40 protein-coding genes are annotated in these 17,776 nt (G+C 70.9%); 37 read left to right on the top strand and 3 right to left on the bottom strand.

All coding sequences use genetic code 11. From position 1 onward, the window contains the following. Nucleotides 1-12 precede the first annotated feature (12 nt). The 14 genes from ACEZDE_RS29800 to ACEZDE_RS29735 all read left to right on the top strand — a co-directional run bounded on the left by ACEZDE_RS29800 (nt 13) and on the right by ACEZDE_RS29735 (nt 7,361). Entirely contained in the window at nt 13-405 is a 393-nt protein-coding gene (locus tag ACEZDE_RS29800; protein WP_380542773.1) for a hypothetical protein, read from the top strand. Beyond that, nucleotides 402-1,112 (top strand): exonuclease domain-containing protein, encoded by a 711-nt coding sequence (locus tag ACEZDE_RS29795; RefSeq protein WP_380542770.1) that lies wholly within the window; start codon nt 402-404, stop codon nt 1,110-1,112. The genes ACEZDE_RS29800 and ACEZDE_RS29795 overlap by 4 nt, the downstream gene beginning before the upstream one ends. Next, nucleotides 1,109-1,249: a hypothetical protein gene (locus ACEZDE_RS29790; protein WP_380542767.1), complete on the top strand. Its 141-nt coding sequence runs from the start codon at nt 1,109-1,111 to the stop codon at nt 1,247-1,249. The genes ACEZDE_RS29795 and ACEZDE_RS29790 overlap by 4 nt, the downstream gene beginning before the upstream one ends. 78 nt (nt 1,250-1,327) lie before the next feature. Next, nucleotides 1,328-1,597: a hypothetical protein gene (locus ACEZDE_RS29785; protein WP_380542764.1), complete on the top strand. Its 270-nt coding sequence runs from the start codon at nt 1,328-1,330 to the stop codon at nt 1,595-1,597. Next, nucleotides 1,594-1,962, top strand: coding sequence for a hypothetical protein (locus ACEZDE_RS29780; protein ID WP_380542761.1), 369 nt, complete (start codon nt 1,594-1,596; stop codon nt 1,960-1,962). Before ACEZDE_RS29785 ends, ACEZDE_RS29780 begins: the two co-directional genes overlap by 4 nt. Beyond that, nucleotides 1,956-2,576 (top strand): hypothetical protein, encoded by a 621-nt coding sequence (locus ACEZDE_RS29775; protein WP_380542758.1) that lies wholly within the window; start codon nt 1,956-1,958, stop codon nt 2,574-2,576. Before ACEZDE_RS29780 ends, ACEZDE_RS29775 begins: the two co-directional genes overlap by 7 nt. Nucleotides 2,577-2,599: 23 nt before the next feature. Further along, entirely contained in the window at nt 2,600-2,968 is a 369-nt protein-coding gene (locus tag ACEZDE_RS29770; RefSeq protein WP_380542755.1) for a hypothetical protein, read from the top strand. A 62-nt stretch (nt 2,969-3,030) separates the two neighbouring features. Further along, on the top strand, nt 3,031-3,276 hold the full coding sequence (locus tag ACEZDE_RS29765; RefSeq protein ID WP_380542752.1) for a hypothetical protein: 246 nt from the start codon (nt 3,031-3,033) through the stop codon (nt 3,274-3,276). Then, complete coding sequence (locus ACEZDE_RS29760; protein WP_380542749.1) at nt 3,273-3,500, top strand: hypothetical protein; 228 nt, start codon at nt 3,273-3,275, stop codon at nt 3,498-3,500. Before ACEZDE_RS29765 ends, ACEZDE_RS29760 begins: the two co-directional genes overlap by 4 nt. A gap of 85 nt (nt 3,501-3,585) precedes the next feature. Next, nucleotides 3,586-4,428: a hypothetical protein gene (locus tag ACEZDE_RS29755; protein ID WP_380542746.1), complete on the top strand. Its 843-nt coding sequence runs from the start codon at nt 3,586-3,588 to the stop codon at nt 4,426-4,428. 285 nt (nt 4,429-4,713) lie between these two features. Further along, nucleotides 4,714-5,679 carry a hypothetical protein gene (locus ACEZDE_RS29750; protein ID WP_380542743.1) on the top strand — a complete coding sequence of 322 codons (966 nt, stop codon included), beginning with the start codon at nt 4,714-4,716 and terminating at the stop codon, nt 5,677-5,679. Further along, nucleotides 5,676-6,416, top strand: coding sequence for a zinc finger domain-containing protein (locus ACEZDE_RS29745; protein WP_380542741.1), 741 nt, complete (start codon nt 5,676-5,678; stop codon nt 6,414-6,416). The genes ACEZDE_RS29750 and ACEZDE_RS29745 overlap by 4 nt, the downstream gene beginning before the upstream one ends. Continuing rightward, nucleotides 6,413-6,613 carry a zinc finger domain-containing protein gene (locus tag ACEZDE_RS29740; RefSeq protein ID WP_380542738.1) on the top strand — a complete coding sequence of 67 codons (201 nt, stop codon included), beginning with the start codon at nt 6,413-6,415 and terminating at the stop codon, nt 6,611-6,613. The genes ACEZDE_RS29745 and ACEZDE_RS29740 overlap by 4 nt, the downstream gene beginning before the upstream one ends. A 61-nt stretch (nt 6,614-6,674) precedes the next feature. After that, nucleotides 6,675-7,361 carry a helix-turn-helix transcriptional regulator gene (locus tag ACEZDE_RS29735; RefSeq protein ID WP_380542735.1) on the top strand — a complete coding sequence of 229 codons (687 nt, stop codon included), beginning with the start codon at nt 6,675-6,677 and terminating at the stop codon, nt 7,359-7,361. A gap of 14 nt (nt 7,362-7,375) precedes the next feature. Here the strand turns inward: ACEZDE_RS29735 and ACEZDE_RS29730 are convergent, their stop codons facing one another. Beyond that, complete coding sequence (locus ACEZDE_RS29730) at nt 7,376-7,609, bottom strand: hypothetical protein (protein WP_380542732.1); 234 nt, start codon at nt 7,607-7,609, stop codon at nt 7,376-7,378. Between the two features lie 93 nt (nt 7,610-7,702). After that, nucleotides 7,703-8,173: a hypothetical protein gene (locus ACEZDE_RS29725; protein ID WP_380542729.1), complete on the bottom strand. Its 471-nt coding sequence runs from the start codon at nt 8,171-8,173 to the stop codon at nt 7,703-7,705. A 150-nt stretch (nt 8,174-8,323) separates the two neighbouring features. Between ACEZDE_RS29725 and ACEZDE_RS29720 the strand changes: the two genes are divergently transcribed. The 10 genes from ACEZDE_RS29720 (at nt 8,324) to ACEZDE_RS29675 (ending at nt 12,206) form a co-directional block, all read left to right on the top strand. Continuing rightward, entirely contained in the window at nt 8,324-8,680 is a 357-nt protein-coding gene (locus ACEZDE_RS29720; RefSeq protein WP_380542726.1) for a hypothetical protein, read from the top strand. Between the two features lie 16 nt (nt 8,681-8,696). After that, nucleotides 8,697-8,966 carry a hypothetical protein gene (locus ACEZDE_RS29715; RefSeq protein WP_380542723.1) on the top strand — a complete coding sequence of 90 codons (270 nt, stop codon included), beginning with the start codon at nt 8,697-8,699 and terminating at the stop codon, nt 8,964-8,966. Nucleotides 8,967-9,008: 42 nt separating this feature from the next. Then, entirely contained in the window at nt 9,009-9,569 is a 561-nt protein-coding gene (locus ACEZDE_RS29710) for a hypothetical protein (protein ID WP_380542720.1), read from the top strand. Nucleotides 9,570-9,658: 89 nt separating this feature from the next. Beyond that, nucleotides 9,659-10,012 carry a hypothetical protein gene (locus tag ACEZDE_RS29705; protein ID WP_380542717.1) on the top strand — a complete coding sequence of 118 codons (354 nt, stop codon included), beginning with the start codon at nt 9,659-9,661 and terminating at the stop codon, nt 10,010-10,012. A 29-nt stretch (nt 10,013-10,041) separates the two neighbouring features. Next, the gene (locus ACEZDE_RS29700; protein ID WP_380542714.1) at nt 10,042-10,431 is read left to right on the top strand and encodes a hypothetical protein; all 390 of its coding nucleotides are present in this window, start codon (nt 10,042-10,044) and stop codon (nt 10,429-10,431) included. Continuing rightward, on the top strand, nt 10,428-10,889 hold the full coding sequence (locus ACEZDE_RS29695; protein ID WP_380542711.1) for a hypothetical protein: 462 nt from the start codon (nt 10,428-10,430) through the stop codon (nt 10,887-10,889). Before ACEZDE_RS29700 ends, ACEZDE_RS29695 begins: the two co-directional genes overlap by 4 nt. 24 nt (nt 10,890-10,913) lie before the next feature. After that, the gene (locus tag ACEZDE_RS29690; protein WP_380542708.1) at nt 10,914-11,360 is read left to right on the top strand and encodes an XF1762 family protein; all 447 of its coding nucleotides are present in this window, start codon (nt 10,914-10,916) and stop codon (nt 11,358-11,360) included. A 46-nt stretch (nt 11,361-11,406) separates the two neighbouring features. Further along, a complete protein-coding gene (locus tag ACEZDE_RS29685) occupies nt 11,407-11,718 on the top strand; it encodes a hypothetical protein (protein ID WP_380542705.1) in 312 nt (103 codons plus the stop codon). A gap of 3 nt (nt 11,719-11,721) precedes the next feature. Beyond that, the gene (locus tag ACEZDE_RS29680; RefSeq protein WP_380542702.1) at nt 11,722-12,006 is read left to right on the top strand and encodes a hypothetical protein; all 285 of its coding nucleotides are present in this window, start codon (nt 11,722-11,724) and stop codon (nt 12,004-12,006) included. Nucleotides 12,007-12,008: 2 nt separating this feature from the next. Then, nucleotides 12,009-12,206 carry a hypothetical protein gene (locus ACEZDE_RS29675; protein ID WP_380542699.1) on the top strand — a complete coding sequence of 66 codons (198 nt, stop codon included), beginning with the start codon at nt 12,009-12,011 and terminating at the stop codon, nt 12,204-12,206. A gap of 5 nt (nt 12,207-12,211) precedes the next feature. Here ACEZDE_RS29675 and ACEZDE_RS29670 read toward each other — a convergent pair whose 3' ends face one another. Then, nucleotides 12,212-12,388, bottom strand: a complete 177-nt coding sequence (locus ACEZDE_RS29670) for a hypothetical protein (protein ID WP_380542696.1) — start codon at nt 12,386-12,388, stop codon at nt 12,212-12,214. Between the two features lie 126 nt (nt 12,389-12,514). Here ACEZDE_RS29670 and ACEZDE_RS29665 point away from each other — a divergent pair, with 126 nt between their 5' ends. The 13 genes from ACEZDE_RS29665 (at nt 12,515) to ACEZDE_RS29605 (ending at nt 17,696) form a co-directional block, all read left to right on the top strand. After that, nucleotides 12,515-12,934 (top strand): hypothetical protein, encoded by a 420-nt coding sequence (locus ACEZDE_RS29665; protein ID WP_380542693.1) that lies wholly within the window; start codon nt 12,515-12,517, stop codon nt 12,932-12,934. 10 nt (nt 12,935-12,944) lie between these two features. Continuing rightward, on the top strand, nt 12,945-13,715 hold the full coding sequence (locus ACEZDE_RS29660; RefSeq protein WP_380542690.1) for a DNA-methyltransferase: 771 nt from the start codon (nt 12,945-12,947) through the stop codon (nt 13,713-13,715). 33 nt (nt 13,716-13,748) lie between these two features. After that, nucleotides 13,749-14,099, top strand: coding sequence for a hypothetical protein (locus ACEZDE_RS29655; protein ID WP_380542687.1), 351 nt, complete (start codon nt 13,749-13,751; stop codon nt 14,097-14,099). 17 nt (nt 14,100-14,116) lie between these two features. Continuing rightward, a complete protein-coding gene (locus ACEZDE_RS29650) occupies nt 14,117-14,341 on the top strand; it encodes a hypothetical protein (protein ID WP_380542684.1) in 225 nt (74 codons plus the stop codon). After that, a complete protein-coding gene (locus ACEZDE_RS29645) occupies nt 14,334-14,543 on the top strand; it encodes a hypothetical protein (protein WP_380542681.1) in 210 nt (69 codons plus the stop codon). The genes ACEZDE_RS29650 and ACEZDE_RS29645 overlap by 8 nt, the downstream gene beginning before the upstream one ends. Then, a complete protein-coding gene (locus tag ACEZDE_RS29640) occupies nt 14,540-14,920 on the top strand; it encodes a hypothetical protein (RefSeq protein WP_380542678.1) in 381 nt (126 codons plus the stop codon). The genes ACEZDE_RS29645 and ACEZDE_RS29640 overlap by 4 nt, the downstream gene beginning before the upstream one ends. Continuing rightward, complete coding sequence (locus ACEZDE_RS29635) at nt 14,917-15,237, top strand: hypothetical protein (protein ID WP_380542675.1); 321 nt, start codon at nt 14,917-14,919, stop codon at nt 15,235-15,237. The genes ACEZDE_RS29640 and ACEZDE_RS29635 overlap by 4 nt, the downstream gene beginning before the upstream one ends. After that, a complete protein-coding gene (locus ACEZDE_RS29630; RefSeq protein WP_380542672.1) occupies nt 15,224-15,529 on the top strand; it encodes a hypothetical protein in 306 nt (101 codons plus the stop codon). The genes ACEZDE_RS29635 and ACEZDE_RS29630 overlap by 14 nt, the downstream gene beginning before the upstream one ends. Beyond that, the gene (locus ACEZDE_RS29625; RefSeq protein ID WP_380542669.1) at nt 15,522-15,725 is read left to right on the top strand and encodes a LuxR C-terminal-related transcriptional regulator; all 204 of its coding nucleotides are present in this window, start codon (nt 15,522-15,524) and stop codon (nt 15,723-15,725) included. Before ACEZDE_RS29630 ends, ACEZDE_RS29625 begins: the two co-directional genes overlap by 8 nt. Before the next feature lie 226 nt (nt 15,726-15,951). Next, nucleotides 15,952-16,095, top strand: coding sequence for a hypothetical protein (locus ACEZDE_RS29620; protein ID WP_380542666.1), 144 nt, complete (start codon nt 15,952-15,954; stop codon nt 16,093-16,095). Continuing rightward, nucleotides 16,085-16,330 carry a hypothetical protein gene (locus ACEZDE_RS29615; RefSeq protein ID WP_380542663.1) on the top strand — a complete coding sequence of 82 codons (246 nt, stop codon included), beginning with the start codon at nt 16,085-16,087 and terminating at the stop codon, nt 16,328-16,330. Before ACEZDE_RS29620 ends, ACEZDE_RS29615 begins: the two co-directional genes overlap by 11 nt. Beyond that, nucleotides 16,327-17,451: a hypothetical protein gene (locus tag ACEZDE_RS29610; RefSeq protein WP_380542660.1), complete on the top strand. Its 1,125-nt coding sequence runs from the start codon at nt 16,327-16,329 to the stop codon at nt 17,449-17,451. Before ACEZDE_RS29615 ends, ACEZDE_RS29610 begins: the two co-directional genes overlap by 4 nt. Continuing rightward, nucleotides 17,451-17,696 (top strand): SLOG family protein, encoded by a 246-nt coding sequence (locus ACEZDE_RS29605; protein WP_380542657.1) that lies wholly within the window; start codon nt 17,451-17,453, stop codon nt 17,694-17,696. The genes ACEZDE_RS29610 and ACEZDE_RS29605 overlap by 1 nt, the downstream gene beginning before the upstream one ends. Nucleotides 17,697-17,776: the final 80 nt, after the last annotated feature.

Here is a 17,776-nt window from a genome sequence, read left to right as displayed (position 1 = left end):
AAGGGGGAGCTGATGTCTACGAAGCAGGACAACGCGCGGCTCCGGGCGGACAACGAGGCCCTGAACGAGCGGCTACGCGAGGCCCAGGAACTGGCTGAGGCCCAGTTGCGGAACGTCGAGCGGCTGGCGACGAAGGCCGCACGGACCGACACAGCCGAGGCGGAACTCGCCGAAACGCACGCCAACCGCAAAACGGCTTGGTCTCGGGTCGCTGAACTAGAGCGTGCGGCCGAGTCCCAACAAGCCATGGCCGCGGTAGTCACCCGGTTCCTGGCCGAGCACCTGACCAGCGCCTCGACCACGCGCCTCGTCGTGGCCAGGGATCTGCGGGACCAGCTCACGAAGGCCGGCTGCGCGGTGGAGGTCGAGGCCGGACTGCCTGCGCAGGCGGGGGGCGGGTCATGACCTGGACCACCCGCCGCGCAGCCTGGGACACGGAGACGACAGGCATCGACGCGGACGAGGACCACATCGTCACCGCAGCCCTGGTCGTCACTGGAGGCGGCCAGCCGGACTTGACGCTCACCTGGCTGATCAATTCAGGGAAGCCGTCGCACCCGAAGGCGATCGAGACGCACGGCATCACCGACGAGCAGCAGGTCGCCGAAGGCCAGGACCCGAAGGTTGCGCTCGACGACCTGGCCACGAAACTCGGCGAGGCCCTGGACTGGGGGATGTCGGTCGCCGGGTTCAACGTGCCTTTCGACTGGACGATTCTCGACCGGGACCTGGCCCGCAACGGCCTGCCGAGCATGGCCGAGCGCTTGTCCCGGCCGTTGACGGGGCTGGTCGACGGGCTGCTGCTGGACCGCACCCTCGACAAGTACCGGCCCGGGTCACGGAAGTTGGAAGCGGTGGCGGCGCACTACGGCGTCGTGCTGAAGAACGCCCACACGGCGGACGCCGACGCACGGGCCGCCCTCGGTGTCGTCGACCGGATCTTCGGGTTGTACCCGCAGGCCGGGGCGACGAGTTCGGCGGACCTGTTCGCCGCGCAGGTCGGCTGGTACGCGATCTGGGCCGAGGGTTTTGAGGCCCACAGGCGCAAATCCGAGCCGGACTTCAGCATCGCGCGCGAGTGGCCGCTGACGCCCGCGGGGAGCGCCCCGTGACCCACCTCCCGCACCTGATCGCCGCGGCTCTGACCGCCTGGTCGCGCCGCCGCCCGCCGGCACCGCTGCCGTACCCGCCGCCTACGGGCCTCCTGCGCGAGCAGTGGCACCACCGGCCGCCGAACAACCCCCGCTGACAACTCCCCCGCCCGCCCCGTAGGTGGGCACGCCCTGAACCGGGTCACACCGGCCGCACCACCCTCAAGGAGCACACCGTGAGCACCATCACCGCACCGCGGCCGGTCGCCGCGATCAAGGACGACATCCGCCGCTACGGCGAGCGGCTGAGGCTGGACACCGTCAGGGCCAGCTCGCACTGGTACGAGGAAACCAAGGCCAAGCTGCACGCCGCCGAGGCCGAACTGGCCTCCGCGGCGCGACGGGATCGGGTCGCAGCCGACCGGGCCAAGGCCGCGGCCGACATGGCGTGGCTCGACGCGGTCCAGGACATCGCACCCCACGTCGCCGGGGCAGGTGCCCGGTGAGCGGCCGACCCCTCCCCTACAAGGACCTTCTCGCCGCGGCCCAGCACGCCACCGGCTACCTGTGGCCTGTGCCCGGCAACGAGTCCGTGACCGTGCTGCTCGTGCCCCTGCGGATGGGCGCCGGGCCGTGGATGATCGAGCGCCGCGGTGACGGCGACGACACCGTGTGGACCGGCACCGGCTGGGTGAACGCGAACCGGCCGGTCGAGGACATCTACCGATGGTCGCTGACTGACGCGCTCCGGCAGATCGACGGGATCGTCTCCGCGGAGGCCGCTCGGCACGAAGGCTGGAAGCGGGCCAGGACCGTCGGCGGGAGCGTGGACGAGTTCCTCGCTGAGTTCGCCGAGGTGACGCCGTGCTGAACATCCACCTCAACCTCCGGTCGCTGGTCGGTCGCGGCCCCGGCCGTCGCCGGCTGCCCGCGGCCTACGCGGTCGCCCAGGCCCGGATCGCCGAGCTGGAGGCCGCGGCCGAGGCCACTGCTACTGAGCACCGGGCCGAGGTCAAGGGCCTCGAAGACGCCCTGCAGGAAGCCGCCCGCTCCTGGAACGTCCTGTACGACACCTGGGAGAACCTGCGCACCGAACATGCCACCCAGGAAAGCGAGTTGGCACACCTGAAGGCCCTCCTCGCCGCCTCCGACAGCACCCCGGTGGTCCGGGTGAGGGCCCCTATCGACCAGGGCTGCCGGATCAACCCCGCGACCGCCGCCGAGACCGTCCGGGACCGGCGTCTGCTCGACCTCGCGGAGTCCGGTGAGCACGGGCTCGTCGAGGACCTGCTCGCCCGGCGCATCACCTGGGACGGCGGGCTATCCATGCGCCCGCCGCTCCGCGACGAAGCCGCAGCCGAGCGGGCAGCCGCGGTCACCACGGTGATGCCGGCCTGGGACCGCACCATCCCCATCCCGGTCGAGCTGTCCAAAACCACGGGCGAACGGGCCCGCGAGTCCGTGCACGCCGCCGTCGCCAACTAACCCTCCTCGAAAGGCAGTACGCCATGTTCGCCACCACCCCCGAAGCCCCTTTCGACGCCGACGTCGCCAACAAGGCCATCGGCGCCGCCCTGGTCAACCTCGTCAAGCTCATGCTCCCGGCCCCCGGCCAGGGCCCCGACCCCGAGCTGGCCGAGACCCTGATGCCCGCGCTGACCGGCGCCCTGACGGCGGGCAGCGCCGCCGTCGCCGAGGTCAGGCGCGTCCGTGAAGCCGTCGCCACCATGCGAGACGGCCACCGCCCACGCCCGCACGCCGACACGACCGCCCCCGGTGCGCTCTGCGAGTCCTGCTCGCTCCACGGGGCGCTGATCCCGTGGCCGTGCGCCGCATGGACGTCCGCCGAGCAGATCCTCGCCCACAGCCGAACCTGACCGCCCGCTTCCCGGCCGCGCGCGGGCCGCCCTCCCGCGCGCGGCCCACCTTGGAGGACCCCATGGACCAGCACCCCTACTTCTCCGTCGCGACCATCACGATCCTCGCCGTCGCCGGCGCCCTGATCGTCGTCCTCTTCTACCTGGCCGCGTACCTGCGCGAGAAGTACCTCACCGCCGCGGTCGACCGCCGTGCCGCCGAACGCGGCGAGCGCCAGAACACCATCCTCGCGGAGCGGTTCGACGCCTTCTTTGCCGAGGGCGCCGACACCGGCCCGGTCGAGGGCGGCGGGCGGTCCCTGCCATGAGCCGCGCCGCCATCCCGCCCCCAGCGCACCCCATCGGGCTGCACCACATCACCCCCGAACAGGAAGCCGCGGCCACCCGGACCGTCCTGCGGCACGCCACCAGCGAAGACGACGCCGACCAACTGCTCTACGAGATCGGCCTGCTGCCCGACCCGCACGCCCTCCCCCGAGACCCCCACCGGCCCAGTGCCGTCGCCCGCACCCACAGGAAGGGCCAGCCGTGATCGTCCTGATCGTCATCGCCGTCTGGGTCGTCCTCGCCTGCATCGCCGGGCCGCTCATCGGCCGCTGGATCAAGAAGGGAAGCAAGTGACGACCACCCGCAAGAACCACGCCCACGGCACCGAGAACCGCTACAAGGGCACCCGCGACATCCCCGGCTGCCGCTGCCAGCCCTGCACCAAGGCAGCCGTCCGCGCCGACGCCCAACGCGAGATCGACCGGCTCGCGGGACGCCACCGCCTCATCCCAGCCGCACCCGTCCAAGCACACATCCGCCACCTCCGCGACACCGGCCTCAGCGACACACAGATCGGAGCGGCCTGCGGAGTCCACCAGACCGTCATCAGCAAGATCTCCAACCAGGCCAAGATCCGCCGGACCACCGCCGACCGCATCCTCGCGGTCCCCCTCACCCACCGTGCCACCAGCGGCATGACCTCCTCCCTCGGGTCCACCCGGCGCCTGCGGGCCCTCTACGTCCTCGGGCACTCCCGCGCAGACATGGCCAGCCGCATCGGGATCTGCCGCGACTACGTTTCCCGCATCGCCCGCGGCGAATTCGCTCAGATCAGCACCGAACACGACCACGCCATCCGGCGCATGTACGCGGAACTTTCCACTGCCCGCGGGAAGAGCACACACACCGGCCCCTACGCCGCACGCCAGCGCTGGCACGGCCCCATGGCCTGGCACGACATCGACGACCCCGCCGCAGTCCCCGAGGTCGGCGAGTTCGAGGACGCGTGGAGCAAGCGCGAGGCCCGCGAAGCCCTCGCCGCGGCACGCGCCGAAGACATCGCCCACCTCGCCTCGTTCGGCCTCTCTGCTGACCACATCGCCACCCGCGTCGGCCTCACCGCCGACTACGTCCGCGACCAGATCAACGGCATCCGCGGCCCTGGCTGGCGCGACCAGGCGGTGAGCGCCTGATGCCCGCGAAGGAGATCAGGGCGCGGAGCGCCGGGCCGTGAGCGACACCGACATGAGCCCGTCGCTCCTCACCCCGCTGGCCTGCCGCTGGAACACCGAGCATGGCCGGTGCGGGACGACCCCGGCCCGCTGGTACCCCCAAGGGCCGGCATGCGACGAACACAGCCCCTGGGGCCGCGCCGGATGGCCCGGACCCACACGAGCCGCACAGCCGCCCGCCAAGGGCTAGCCACCCCGTTGCCCCGAGTTTCTGCCCGCACCCGAACAGCCGAGAGAAGACGCCAGATGTCCTGGTTCAAGGTGGACGACAGCGCCCACAGCCACCCGAAGATGCGCCGTGCCGGTAAGGCAGCGGTCGGCCTGTGGGTGATGTGCGGCTCCTACGCGTCCGCCTACCTGACCGACGGCGTCATCCCGGGCGAGACCGCGAACCGCGAGGGCAGCCCGCAGCAGATCGCCAAGCTCGTCCGGGTCGGCCTGTGGCACGGGGCCGGGCACACCTGCCCGCGGTGCCCGCAGCCGGCCGCCGGGGACTACTTCATCCACGACTACGGCGTCTACAACCCGTCCCGGGCGAAGGTCCTCGCGGAGCGCGAGAAGGCCGCCGAGAAGAAGCGCCAGCAGCGTGCCGGCGCCCCCTCCGGCGGGGGCGGCCCGGCGGGTTCCGGAGAAAAAGTGGGTGAAAAAACAACCTCAAACAAAGTGCAAACAAAGTCGTTTTCGTCTTTTTCTGAAGGCACCTTTTTTGACGAATCCGCAGGTGAAGAGCCTGCGTCCCCAGGGTACTCCCCGGGGTATCGCGCGCGCGCGGCCCGGCCCGCCCCGGAAGTACCTCCTAACGGAGGTACTTCAACAGCCAGCCATGCAACGCGCGCGAGCGCCGTCCCGGACCGCCTGCGCCCCCTCGCCAAAGCGCTGTCCGCGGCCGGGCTCGGAGCAGTCGCCTGGGACATCACCAAGATCACCGACTGGGAGCGGGTCCGCCTCCAAGTCGAACGCCTCGGGACCGACCTCATGGTCGAATCCGCCCTCGCCGCCGCCCAGCGCCGAGGCAAACCCGACAGCGTCACCGCCTGGATCAACCGCTGGGAATCCCTCACCGACCCCCAGCCCCCCAGCACCGACGTCACCGCCGCAGGCCCCAACGTCTACCCGATCACCAGCGCCCGCGGACCCGCCGGCACCGACGCGAACCTCGCCGGCCACGCCGCCCTCATCGCCCAACTCGCCGCCATGGAAGGGCAGCAGTGAACCCCACCGAAGCCAGTCAACTCCTCGGCCGCGCCGCCATGTTCGACAACCGCAAACCCTCCGCCGGGGCAGCAATCGCCTGGGCCGAAGCACTCCACGACGTCCCGCTCGACCAAGACGCGCTCGCCGCCGTCGCCGCGTACTACGGCGCCCCCGGTGAGCCCGGCGAACGCCGCTGGCTCCAGCCCCACCACGTGCGGCACTTCCGCTCGCTGCCTCGCGGGGAGCGCATCACCGCGGCGAACCTGCGCTACGACGGCCACCCCGACGAGACCGCCGAAGAATCCGTGACCAACCTGCGCGCGCTGATCACCGCCGCCGGTGACGGCCGCATCGCACCCCGACCACTGCGCGCGCTGGAGCCCGCCGAGCAGGCCGCGATCACCAGTCGAGCCCGGATCGCGATTGAGGCCGTGAAGGCCATCGGCGAGGAAGCCACCCAAGGGCTGCCCAGCCGACGGGAAGGTGTCGTCAACGTCCTCGGTGTGCCGTGCCCGATCTGCCGCATGCCCGTAGGCAAGAACTGCCGTTCCCGGCGCAGCAAGCACCGGGGCGACGTTCACCCGGGGCGCCTCGAAGACGCCCGCCGGATCGCCGCGGGCCTGCCCCCGGTCGACCCGTCCAACACTGCAATCGAAGAGCGCCAGCGACACGAAGCAGCACGACGGGCACTTGAACTCAGCGGACCCACCGTGTTCATCCCACCGACCAGGGCCGAAGTTGACGAGGCGTCATGACCAGCCCCGTCCGCCGCCCCGTCGGCACCGCCGAGGCCAAGGCCGCGATGGCCGTGAAGTGCCCGCACTGCGGCGCACAGCCCCGCAACCGGTGCACGACCCCGTCCGGACGGCACACGCTGCCCGACCCGCACCCGGCACGCATCGCCGCCGCCCCGGCTGCCGCGACCATCCCGCTCCCGCGACCCGCCGCCTGACTGACCAACCGCTCAGTTTGCCGCCCCATGAGCCCAGCCGCGAAGCACCAAGGAGCCACCCATGATCGACCCGCCAGTTGAGATCGCCGGCCGCCGCGCCCTGCGCGAAGCCGCGGTCAGCGTCGGAGCCCAGCTGGACGACGCGCAGGTGGCCGTGATGACCCGCGCCCTGGTCCTGACCTTGGAGTTGCCACGACCGTCCGGGGTTCGGCCGGTCGTGGTGGCGTCGGGGATTGGCTTGGACGAGACCGAGTTGGCGCTGCTCCGGTTGCTGGCCTACGACCTGAGCGACGCGGAGATCTGCCGTCAGCGGGGGCTGGCTCGGACTGCGCTGCGAGTGCGGTTGCGGGGCTTGTTCGTGAAGCTCGGGGTGGAGTCGCGGCTGCAGGCCGTGGCGGTGGCCTATGAGACCGGGATCCTCGGCGGGGGCCATAGTGGGCCCATGGCGGGGCCTGTGTCGCCGCCTGCGGCGCTCGCAGTCGCAGTTGGGGCAGCGGGGCGACCCGTCACTTTGAACGCCGCAGAGGTGCCTTCTAAGGCTTTCGGCCTGACGGGTGATCAGCTGCAGGTGCTGCGCCTGGTCGCGGACGGCCTGGACAACCTGGAGATAGGCTACCGGCTCGACCTGACGAGAGACCAGGTCAAGCACAGGATGCAGGCCCTGTACCGGGCCAGCGGGGCCCTGTCGCGGACCGCGCTCCCCGCCTGGGGCCGGCGGGTCGGACTGCTCGGCGGTGAGCAGCGGTGACCGGCCAGCTCGCCTCAGTGCGCTCCGACGGGCCACACGCCGCGGTCGCCGACCCAGTAGACCTTCGTATCGTCGTCGAGGCTGATCTCCTGGCCTGCCGCGGCGATCAGTTCTTCGGCTTCGCGGCGGCTGGAGCAGCCTTGAGCGAGCGGGATCCCGCCCGGGGTTCGGACCCGGACTTGGCGGGTGTTCTGCTCGGCGAGCAGCGGGCCGATGTACACGGGCTGGTCGGCGTCGGGTGTGGTCATGGTCCCAGCGTCTCCCGGGGCCGGGCGGGGCGCATCCGGGCGCGCCAAAGCGCCGCCGTGCCCTCGGGGCAGGCGGACGCGGGACGGGGGCGGCTACTCGGCGGCGGCCTCTGGGTCGTTCGCGGCGGCGGCGAGCATGGCGTAGTTCAGCCAGGGTGGTTCGGCCCTGCACAGCTTGCGGTTCGTCTGGAACCACTCGGGTCGGTCGCGTTCCAGTTCGCCTGCTCGTTCCCGGGCTTCGTCGGGGGTGAGGGCAGCGATCTGGGGCCAGTCGGAGAGCCACTCTGGGACGGTGCTGGCCGGTGGCGGGGTGGCTGCCTGGGCTGCTCGTCGGCGGGTTGTTTCGGCGCGCTGCTGGTAGGCGGGGTCGGCCTTGATGCCGTGGTCGCGGGCGAGTTTCCGGGTGTGTCCTGGGGTCCAGGGGGATGCGTCGGTGATCTCGGTCCGTTTGACGGTGGCGTCGGCGTAGGCGTCGAAGATCGCACGCTCGACGGCGATGCGTGCTGCCTCGAACTTCTTGGTGGCCGCCTTGATGGCGGCGATGCGCGGGTGGTCGTCAGCCATGGCTCCAGAGTAGCGGTGGAGTCAAGCGCTGGAAATAAGCGAAGAAAATCACCGCTGATTACTTGCGATCATGGCACTGGGGCACGCACACTAGAGACACAGAGCAGCGCCGAATATCAGCGCTCATGCGTGACCATAGAGGGGACCGCCATGCTCGCCACCACCCGCACCGCCCGCCAGACCCTCCGCCGCCGCGCCGCCACGACCCGCCTCCGCGCCTCCCTGAACCGAGGCCGCGCGATCGCCACCCACGTCATCGCCGCGGGCGTCGAGACCGACGCGGTCGCCGGGATCACGAACGGTCTCCGGTCGGTCGCGAAGCGGCTGCACGTCGAACCCGTCAAGGTCACCCGAACCCACCGCACCGTCCAGGGCCACGGTCGGATGCGCCGCGTTGGCCACTACACGACCGCGCAGCTGGTCCGCCTCGCCGCCGCTTACCGGCCCCGCAAGGCCGAGTTGATCACCGCCCTGACCGTCCTCACCGGCTTCCTCGCCGCCGCCTGAACAGGAGCACCCCGCCATGACGAAGTTCACCGCGTTCTTCCAGACCACCGCCTCAGCCGCCGTCACCGCCGATGTCCCGGACGACGTTGCCGCCCAGGGTGCCGAAGCGATCTCCGAATGGATCTGGGAGCACGGCGAGTTGCCGACTCCCGGTGCACAGGCCTCCGGCTGGGGCCAGCCCTGGTCGCTGGACCTCGGCGAGTGGGAGATCGAGTCCCACGCTGACGGCCAGCACGAGGGCCTGGCCTACGTCATGGACGAGGACGGCAACGAGATCACCGACTGACCTCCTCGCCGCCGAGTCCACCCACCACGAAAGGCCAGACCCGTGAGCACCCGCGGATTCCTCAGCTTCGCCGCCGAGGGCAAGACCAAGACTGGCTACAACCACTTCGACAGCTATCCGGGCGCCCTCGGCATTGACGTGCTGACCTGGCTGCGCGCCGCCGACTATGCCGCCGAGGCCGAGCGGGCCCGTGCCCTGCGCGTCGTGGACGACAGCACCGAGCCGACCGACGAGGACTGCGACCGCCTGGTGCGGTACTACAGGCCGGGCGTCGGCGAGAAGTCCGACCGCCCGACCTGGTACCAGCTGCTGCACGAGACGCAGGGTCGGCCCGGCGCGATCCTCGACGCCGGAGCGATCCTCGACGCGAGCAACTTCCCGGCCGACTCCCTGTTCGCCGAGTGGGGCTACGTCGTCGACTTTGACGCGATGACCTTCGAGGTCTACGAGGGCTTCCAGCGGTCGCGGCACTCCGATGGCCGCTTCGCCGACATGGAGCCGCTGCGGGACAGCGAGTACTACCCGGTCCGGCTTGTGAGGTCCTGGCCGCTGTCGGAGCTGCCGGACAACGACGCTTTCATGGCCGTCGAGGACGACGGCTAGCAGCCCCTCCGGCCGCCTCCGACGAACCGGAGGCGGCCCACCGCCCTGCTTGACCGCCCCTGCCCGCCCGCGCACGAAAGGCACACGCCATGAGCGCCGAGCTCGCGCAGCAGATCCTCGACCGCATCACCGCCGACCCGGACGCCTTCACCCCCGGCCTGACCGGTTTTGCGTCCGTCCTCGGACACGCGGTCTGGCCCGAGGACCACATCACCGGAGACGACATCTCCATGGGCATCGCCGGATGGGCATGCCACCTGTCCAACTGGCGGCTGTCCACCGACGACTTCGGCCGGGCGTGGGCCTTCGAGGAGGGCTGGGACGAACGTCGCTCCGTGCTGGAACTCGCGGTGGAACTCCTGGACCTCGACAGCTTCGCGCTGCTGGAAGAAGACGACCGAGGCACCGCCATCGCAGGGCTCCGAGCCATCGCCAACCACTGACCCGACCAACCCGACCAAGGAGTACCGACGTGCCCACTCTCTCCAACCTCGCCGCCACCGCCTACGCCGAGGACCGTGCTATCCGCACCGTGCAGCAGCGCGAGATGGCCGCCGAACACCTCGCCCAGATCCTCCACTACGCGGACCTCGCCGCCAGGAAGACCCTCGGCAACGAGGCCGCCGAACTCCTGGCCTTCGAGGTCTCCGACGGGGCCGCCGAGCCGGACACCACGCAGGCCGAGGCCGACATCCCCGACCACCCCGGCTACGGCATCCGTTTCGTCGGCAGCGAGGACCACGACCGCCTGTACCTGGTCCGCCCGTGCGCCCACTGCGGGCACGTCGCGGTGGACGAGGTCCGATCTCTTCCGCACCTCGGTGAGCTGCTCAACGCCGACGCCACCGGAGACCCGCGATGACCGAGCCCCTGACCGACCAGCAACTCGCCCAATTGTCCGTCGAGTTGGAGAGGCCGGGCCCGCACCACCCCACCCGCGCCGAGGTCGCCGGACTGCTGGCCGAGGCGACCCGCCTCCGCGCCGAACGGAGCGACCTCCGGGCCGCGGCCGAGCAGCGCTTCGCTGAGATCGGCCGGGCCGTCCGCTACCTCGACGCAGGTGACCCCGGCAGCGCCCGGTCCGTCCTCGTCACCGCGGGCGGCGGCACCGACCGGATCAACGCCACCCCGCTCTGCCACTGCGGCCACGGTGAAGCGCAGCACCAGGGCCCGGACGGCCTCGGCGGTGCGCAGTGCCGGGTCTGCCCCGGCGACAGCGAACGGGCCTGGCATCACCCCTTCGAGGCCGAAGCCCCCGCTGACCCGTGCCGTGCCGAGCCCGTGCACCAAGCCGGAAGCCCCAACAACCGCCCTGCCTGACCCCACCACCACTTGGAGCTCCCGATGCTGCACCTCGTGCCCGTCCGCTCGCGCGACGCCCGCGCGATGGTCGCCATGTGGCACCGGCACCACCAGCCGCCCGTCGGCCAGATCTTCGCTGTCGGAGTCGCCGATGACGACGGCGTCCTACACGGCGTCGCCATCGTCGGCCGACCCGTCGCCCGGATGTACGACACCGGCCAGACCCTCGAAGTGACCCGCGTCGCCGTCGACGGCTCCAAGAACGCCTGCTCAATGCTCTACGCCGCCGCTTGGCGCGCAGCCTCAGCCCTCGGCTACACCCGGCTGATCACCTACACCCAGGTCGGCGAATCCGGCTCCTCCCTGCGCGCAGCCGGATGGCGCGTGATTGCCCAACGGTCCGCCCACCCCGGATGGGACCGCCCGTCACGTCCACGTACCGCGCTCGGCACCGAACACATGCCCCGGACGCTCTGGGAAGCGTCCTGACCCGCCCTGCCTGAGCGGCCCGCACACCGAAACCCAGGAGCCCCCTGTGTCTGTTCTCGCCCCCGACCAGCCCACCCGCGAGACCGCCCGCGCCGCTGCCCGCCAGGTCTTCGCTGAGCTGAACCCAGGGATTGGTGGCCAGCGCTTCGCCGACCGGATCGCCGAGATCATCCTCGACGCGGTCGCCTCCACGATTCGTACCGCCGCGCTCGCGGAGACGGAGGCAATGATCCGCGCCTCGTGCTTCACCCACACGCCCGGCACCGAGTACGGCTGGCCCGACTGCCACTGCGCCGTCGCCGACCACCTCCGTCTCGCTGCCGCTCCGGCCACCACCACGACACCCGAGGAGCACTGACCCATGGCGATCGAACTCGGCCGGATCTACCGGGCCGTCCGCCCCACCCCGTCCATGCCGGGCGAGCAGTTCATCCGGATCCGGGTGACCGCACGAGGACCGAGCTTCCCGGCGTGGGGCTGGTCCAAGGTCCGCGTGGAGACCGTGCTGCCCGACGGGACGGGGATCCGCGAGCGCGCGATCGAGGCCACCCAGCTCCACGACTCCCCGCTCACCCGCGATGGCCAGCCGCGGCGGACGGGCTACGTGCGGGAGACCAGCGTCCTGACCACCACCACGGAGGGCTGACCATGCCGCAGACCCGTGAGCGTCGCATGTACCTGATGTGGCGTGCCGAGAAGCGCCGCCACGACTACCGGCGCGGTGAGCAGCACACACCGTTCATGCGAGTGGCGCAGCGGTTCGGGCTGCCGATCCGCGACGTCAAGGCGATCATCGCGGCCGAGCGACCGGCCGCCGTTCCGGGCGGCGCGGGCGGCGACCGATGACCACGCTACTCGGGTGGCGGGGACGGCTTCGCGGGGGTCGAGGTGTATCGGTGGAGGGCGGCGAGGATGACCTCGGTCAGCGTGACACCCTCTTCGGCGGCCTTGGCCTGGGCGGCGTGCCACAGGCCGTCGGGTACGCGGACGTTGCGTACCGGGGTGATGCCGGTCTTGCGTCCTGCCATGGCCGCCTCCATCGTTTCTGTAAGTACAAACATAGCATCCGGCCTGTAGATACCGCTTGACAAGGGGGCGTCGCGAGAGCATTCTGTAAGTACAAACAACGGCAGCAACCAGCCACGGAGGCCACGATGAACACCACCCGCGAGATCGGAACCGCCGTCACCACCCGGGCCCTCGTCCGCATCACCGAGGGCAACGGCCACCACAAGGGCGTCGCCGGGATCGCGCTCGGCTACAACGCCCAGTACGACAGCATCAAGGTCGGCTTCATCGACGCCAGCGGCAACTACACCGGCGACTACACCACCGTTGCTGTCCAGCACGTCGAGGTTGTCGAGTCGGCACCCGAGGCGACGCATACCGCGACGGAGGCCACACCCGAGCCGACCGCCAGCACCGCCGCCTCGGCGCACCGTCAGAAGAGCACCCGCACCGCGCGACGCAACAAGGCCGCTGCGATCCTCCGCCACCGCGCAGCGACCACCCGTGCCACTGCCCGTATCCGCCGCAACACCGCCACCCGACCCACCTTCGCTCTCGCTGCTTGAAAGGCCGCCCGTGACCGACACCCTCGACCTGCCGCTCACGCCCCCGCCGGGTGGTGAGGTCCTGTACCAGTCCGACCGGTGCACGCTGATCTGGGGCGACTGTACCGACCCGGCCGTGATCGCGTCGGTGCCGAATCACTACGGGCTGCTGTGCACCGATCCGCCTTACGGGGTGAACTTCCGCAGCAACATCGGGCGGAACTTCGACCTGCTCGCGGGGGATGACGGCAGCGTGGACTGGGCTGTCGTGTTGGGGTCATGGGCTCGGCGGCTTGCCACGCACCGGCACGTCTACGTCTTCGGCTACACCCCCGCAGAGCTGACCGAGCCCCTGCAGCTCGGTCCGACCGCGGAGCTTGTCTGGGACAAGCTCATGACCGGCATGGGTGACCTGTCCCAGCCGTGGGGTCCCGGTCACGAGCGCCTTGTGTTCGGCGTCTCGTCAGCGAATCCGGCGCACGGCGGTACGGCTCGGAAGGGAATGCTGGCGGCCCGGATGCGACAGGGGTCCGTTCTGCGGGTGCCGAGGAAGAACGCCACGGCGGTGACCCGGCATCCCACGGAGAAGCCTGTCGCGCTCATGTCCCAGTTGATCGAGTCCAGTTCGGTGCGCGGTGACCTCGTCGTGGACCCCTGCGCGGGTTCGGGCAGCACTCTCGTCGCGGCGATCCTCGAAGGCCGTCGCGCGTTCGGCGTGGAGATCGACCGGAAGTACGCCGAGCTGGCCGTAACCCGTATCAAGGCCGCCGAGAAGATCGCCGCCGCCATTGAGGCCGCCTGACCGCCCCGTCAACGCCACCTGAGGAGAATCAACATGGGTACGTCCCGCACCACTTATCTCGCCTTCGGCATTCAGATCCCCGATGCCGAGCCGGAAGAGTTGCAGGAAAAGCTGCACGGCTCCGGCCTCGGCTATCTGCACGCCGGTGACCACATCAAGAGCATGACGTTCCTCGTCACCGAATGCCACACCGTCGACCTCGGCACCTTCAGGATTATCAGGCCCGAGGTCCACCCCGCCGAACAGGTCTCCGAGTGGATCCGGATGCTCCGCGACGGAGCCACACGCCTCGGCATCACCAACATGCGACCGCCCGGCTGGTTCGTCGTCCCCGACCTCCGGGCGATCAGCGTCACCGACGTCCCGGCTGAGGCTGCCCGGTGAGCGGGCCACAGGAGCGCATGGACGCCGAGGACCTCGCAGTCCGGCTGCTATCCGGGCGCGAGCACCTGGCCGAGGACGACGCACGACGACTCCTTGCCGAGGTCCAGATGAACGCGCTGCACGCTGCCGCGCGCCGGGCCAGCACGGAGATCCCGTGCTCCAGCACAGCGTTCGAGGCCGGGGTGTACGCGGTCGCCGCATGGCTGGAGCAGCAGACCAGCAAGGAGCAACACGATGCCTGAGCGCATCTACCTGAACCGTGTCCCCGGCGAGGAACGCATCCACGTCGAGATCACCGCTACCGAGACCCCGGCCCTGTTGGAGGACCTGGCACTGCTGCAGGGGCCCGTGAGCCCGGCTATGAACGTCCTCGTCTGCCTGCTCGACCACGCCGAGGGTGTCTTCGCCGACGCCATCGCCCGCGGCGAGGAGCGGCAGTCGTGACCACCGTCTGGGTGCCGGAGTGCGGCAACGAGCGGTACATGGCGTGGCTCGGTGTGCAGGTTGACCCGTGGAACCTGGACGAGTGCCGGGAGTGCGAGTTCTGCGGCGGCTGCGCGGTCCACACCTGCTACCGCGACGACAAGAGCACCCTGCTGCACGCCGACTGGTTCATGCCGTTCCCGGCCCACGGCGAGCCCGAGTGTGGAGAGATGGGTGGCCCGGCGCACCTGGTGCCGGCGTCGTACCCGCCCGAACCCTGCAACCTCGCACCCGACCACGGCGGGAAGCACCGGACGCGTGCAGGCTGGTCCTGGCCGCAGACCTCAGCCGCGCCTGTCGTGTCGTCGGTGGCCGGCCCGGACGGCGGTACGGCATGAGCGGGTGGCTGCTCGCCGTTGCCCTGGGTACCGCCGTGAACGTGGGCTACGTGCTCCGCAGGATCCGCCCGGCCCGTCGCCTATTCGAGTGGGCTGAGACCCAGTCCGAGGGCGACGGCTGGGGCCACTGGGTACGCAGGGTCCCGGCCGCCGCGATCATCAGCACCGCGCTAGCCCTGCACCCGCGGGCGACGCGCCGGGCCTACCTCGACAACCGGCAGCGGCGACGCCAGCAGGCAGACCCGGAGTTCACCGGGGCCATGCGACCCGCCTACGACCCCGACTGGCACAGGGAGGCCAACCATGGCGACGGCTGAGATCCCCGTCGACCGCTGCCCGCGTTGCCGGTGCGGGGACTGCGGCGGTCGCCTCGACCAGCACACCGCGACCGGCTGCGGGTGCGCGGACTGCAAGCTCAGTTGGATGCGCCCGTGCCGTCTTGCCGCGTTCACGCCGCCGGAGCGGGTCTACCTGCTCGCCCAGCAGTTGGGGCCGCTGCTGTCGTCGCACCTGGACGAGAAGGCTGCGCGTCGCTGCCTGGCGGTCGCGCACGCCGCACACCACGCACTCAACGACTACGACCACCCCGAGGAGTCCGACGATGCCTGACCTTCCTCCGACCGACGAGCAGGTCCTCAACGCTGCTGCCAGCGGCTACAGTGCGCACACCATCGCCCGGCTCCTCGGCGTCGAGGACACGGCCGTCCGGCGCACGATCGCCCGGATCCGGCGCCGCCTCGGGGCCCACAGCCTTGACCACGCCGTCCAGATCCACCAGACCCGCACGGAGCAGCCCGATGCCTGACCTCACCCCCGCCGCCGAGGTTCGCACCGCAGCCGCCACCCTGCGCGTGTGGTCTGCCGCTGCTCATGCTGACGCGGGGGCACCGTGGGGATCTCACCCCCGACGCGAGAAAGACCCGCTCGGCCCGACGAGTCTTATGTGCACGCCCTGGGCGCCAATCATCCACGGTCCGCCGGCCCGCGTCCCCGCCTTCGTCACCGGTCCAGTCGGCCGCTGGATGGCCCTGATGGACCCCACCGTGGGCGGGCTGCTCGCCGACTGGCTGGACCAGGCGGCGGACGCGTTCGAGGGCGTTGACTGCCCAGCCACCGAGCCCGCGCTGCTGCTCGCCCGGAAGATCAACGCCAAGGAGACCACCGATGCCCACTGACCTGCGTTTCGCCTGGTGCTTCAGCCACGGTGGCATCCACCGCTTCGCCGCCGACCGGGACCCGTGGTGCACGGCGTCGTGGGTCTGGCTCGACGGGGCCAGTGAGGCAGAGGCTCTGGTCGACAAGGCGCAGAGGTTCGGCGACGCCCGGTTCGAGGACCAGCTCACAATGAACCAGCGCCTCGCGATCATCAACGGCGAGATCCCCGGACGCAAGACTGAGGAGTCCGCGTGAGCCAGCCCGAACCCACCCAGCTCCGCGACCACCTCGCCGAGGCCCTGCGCGCCGCAGCGTTCCTGTGCGACGACTGCTGCACGGAGGAGGACGAGGCGGCATGCGACGCCGCACACCCGATCCAAGCCGCCGTCCTGCACTTCGACCAGGTCGCGGACATCACCGGGCCCGTCGACGCCATCGCCGACGTGATGCTCGGGATCGTCCAGCACGACCTGGATTCGCTGGAGCAGCAGGCCGCGAACGCGCGCGCCGTCGCCCGGGACGCCAACCAGCGGGCCGAGACGGCCCAGGCCGAGCGGGACCGGGCCATGGCGTCCGTCCCGCTGGTGTGCTCGGACGACCGGCATCAGGCCAAGGTGCGTGGGCTGGAAGCCGAACTCGCGGCACTCCGCGAGGAGCGCGACGAGGACACCCGGGTGATGCAGGCGCTGCGGCGGCAGCGGGACGAAGCCGAGCAGCAGTTGGACTTCCTCCGTGCCGCCGTCGACCTGATCCGCCGTGCCGACGTCAGCAGCGATGAGATCCTGTTCGGCCTCGACGGCCAGCAGATCCGTATCGCCGTCAACGTCTCCGATGTCTTCGCCTGGGGCTGTGCCGACGCCGAGGACATCACCCCCGAGCGGCTGCCGATCCTGGAGCAGGCGTGGTTGGACTGCCGGGCCGTCGACGCCGACGAGTGGACCGCCGAGCTGTACGCGGCCCGGGTGCGCGGCATGCGGCCCCAGGGTGCGGCCTATCCGAAGGAGGCTGCCGTCGCAGCCCTGTTCGACGCCTGCGGACCAGAGCGCGAGGTCGGGCTCGGGAACCCCCGCAGGCCGCCAGCAACCGCCGGATCCTCCCCGGCCGCCGAGCCCGACGCCTGCCGGGTGGTCGACGTGGACGGCACCCCGGTCGCAGTCCACGGCTCCGGCGACATGACCGCGAAGGACCAGGAGATGTTCGCCGAGGTCGTCCGCGCCGCGAAGCGCCTGTACGCCGCCGAGCATGCAGAGCCGGTCGAGCGGCCCCGCGCCCAGTGCCACCGCTTCCGGGAGCACCCCGGCCACCTCTGGCTGCGGAACCGCGAGTCCGTCCACTGCCCCGGCTTCCCGCTCACCCCTGCGCCTCGGGAGTCCTGATGAGGCCTGAGGTGACCCAGGCCCGCATCATCGTCACCGGTTCCCGCGCTCACACCGACCGCGACCTGATCCGCAGCGCCCTCGCGCTGGCCCGCTGGGACCTCGGCCCGCTCATCGTCGTCCACGGCGCCGCACCCGGGGCGGACAGCATCGCCTCGGAGTGGGCGCGCTCGTACCCGCACCTCGGCGTCACCGAGGAACGGTGTGAACGACGGCGGTTTTCCCCAGGGGTGGTGTCGGCGTAATTCTCCAACCCCTGGGGCCGCCGCAGTCAGGCTGCGGACTGCTGGCTGATCTTCTCGGTGGGGGTCCTCGGTCGCTTGTT

It is taken from the genome of Streptacidiphilus cavernicola (assembly GCF_042510955.1).
GTDB classification, from domain to species: domain Bacteria; phylum Actinomycetota; class Actinomycetes; order Streptomycetales; family Streptomycetaceae; genus Streptacidiphilus; species Streptacidiphilus cavernicola.
The sequence above is the reverse complement of the archived record's forward strand: the minus strand, read 5'-3'. Positions and strand labels throughout refer to the sequence as shown.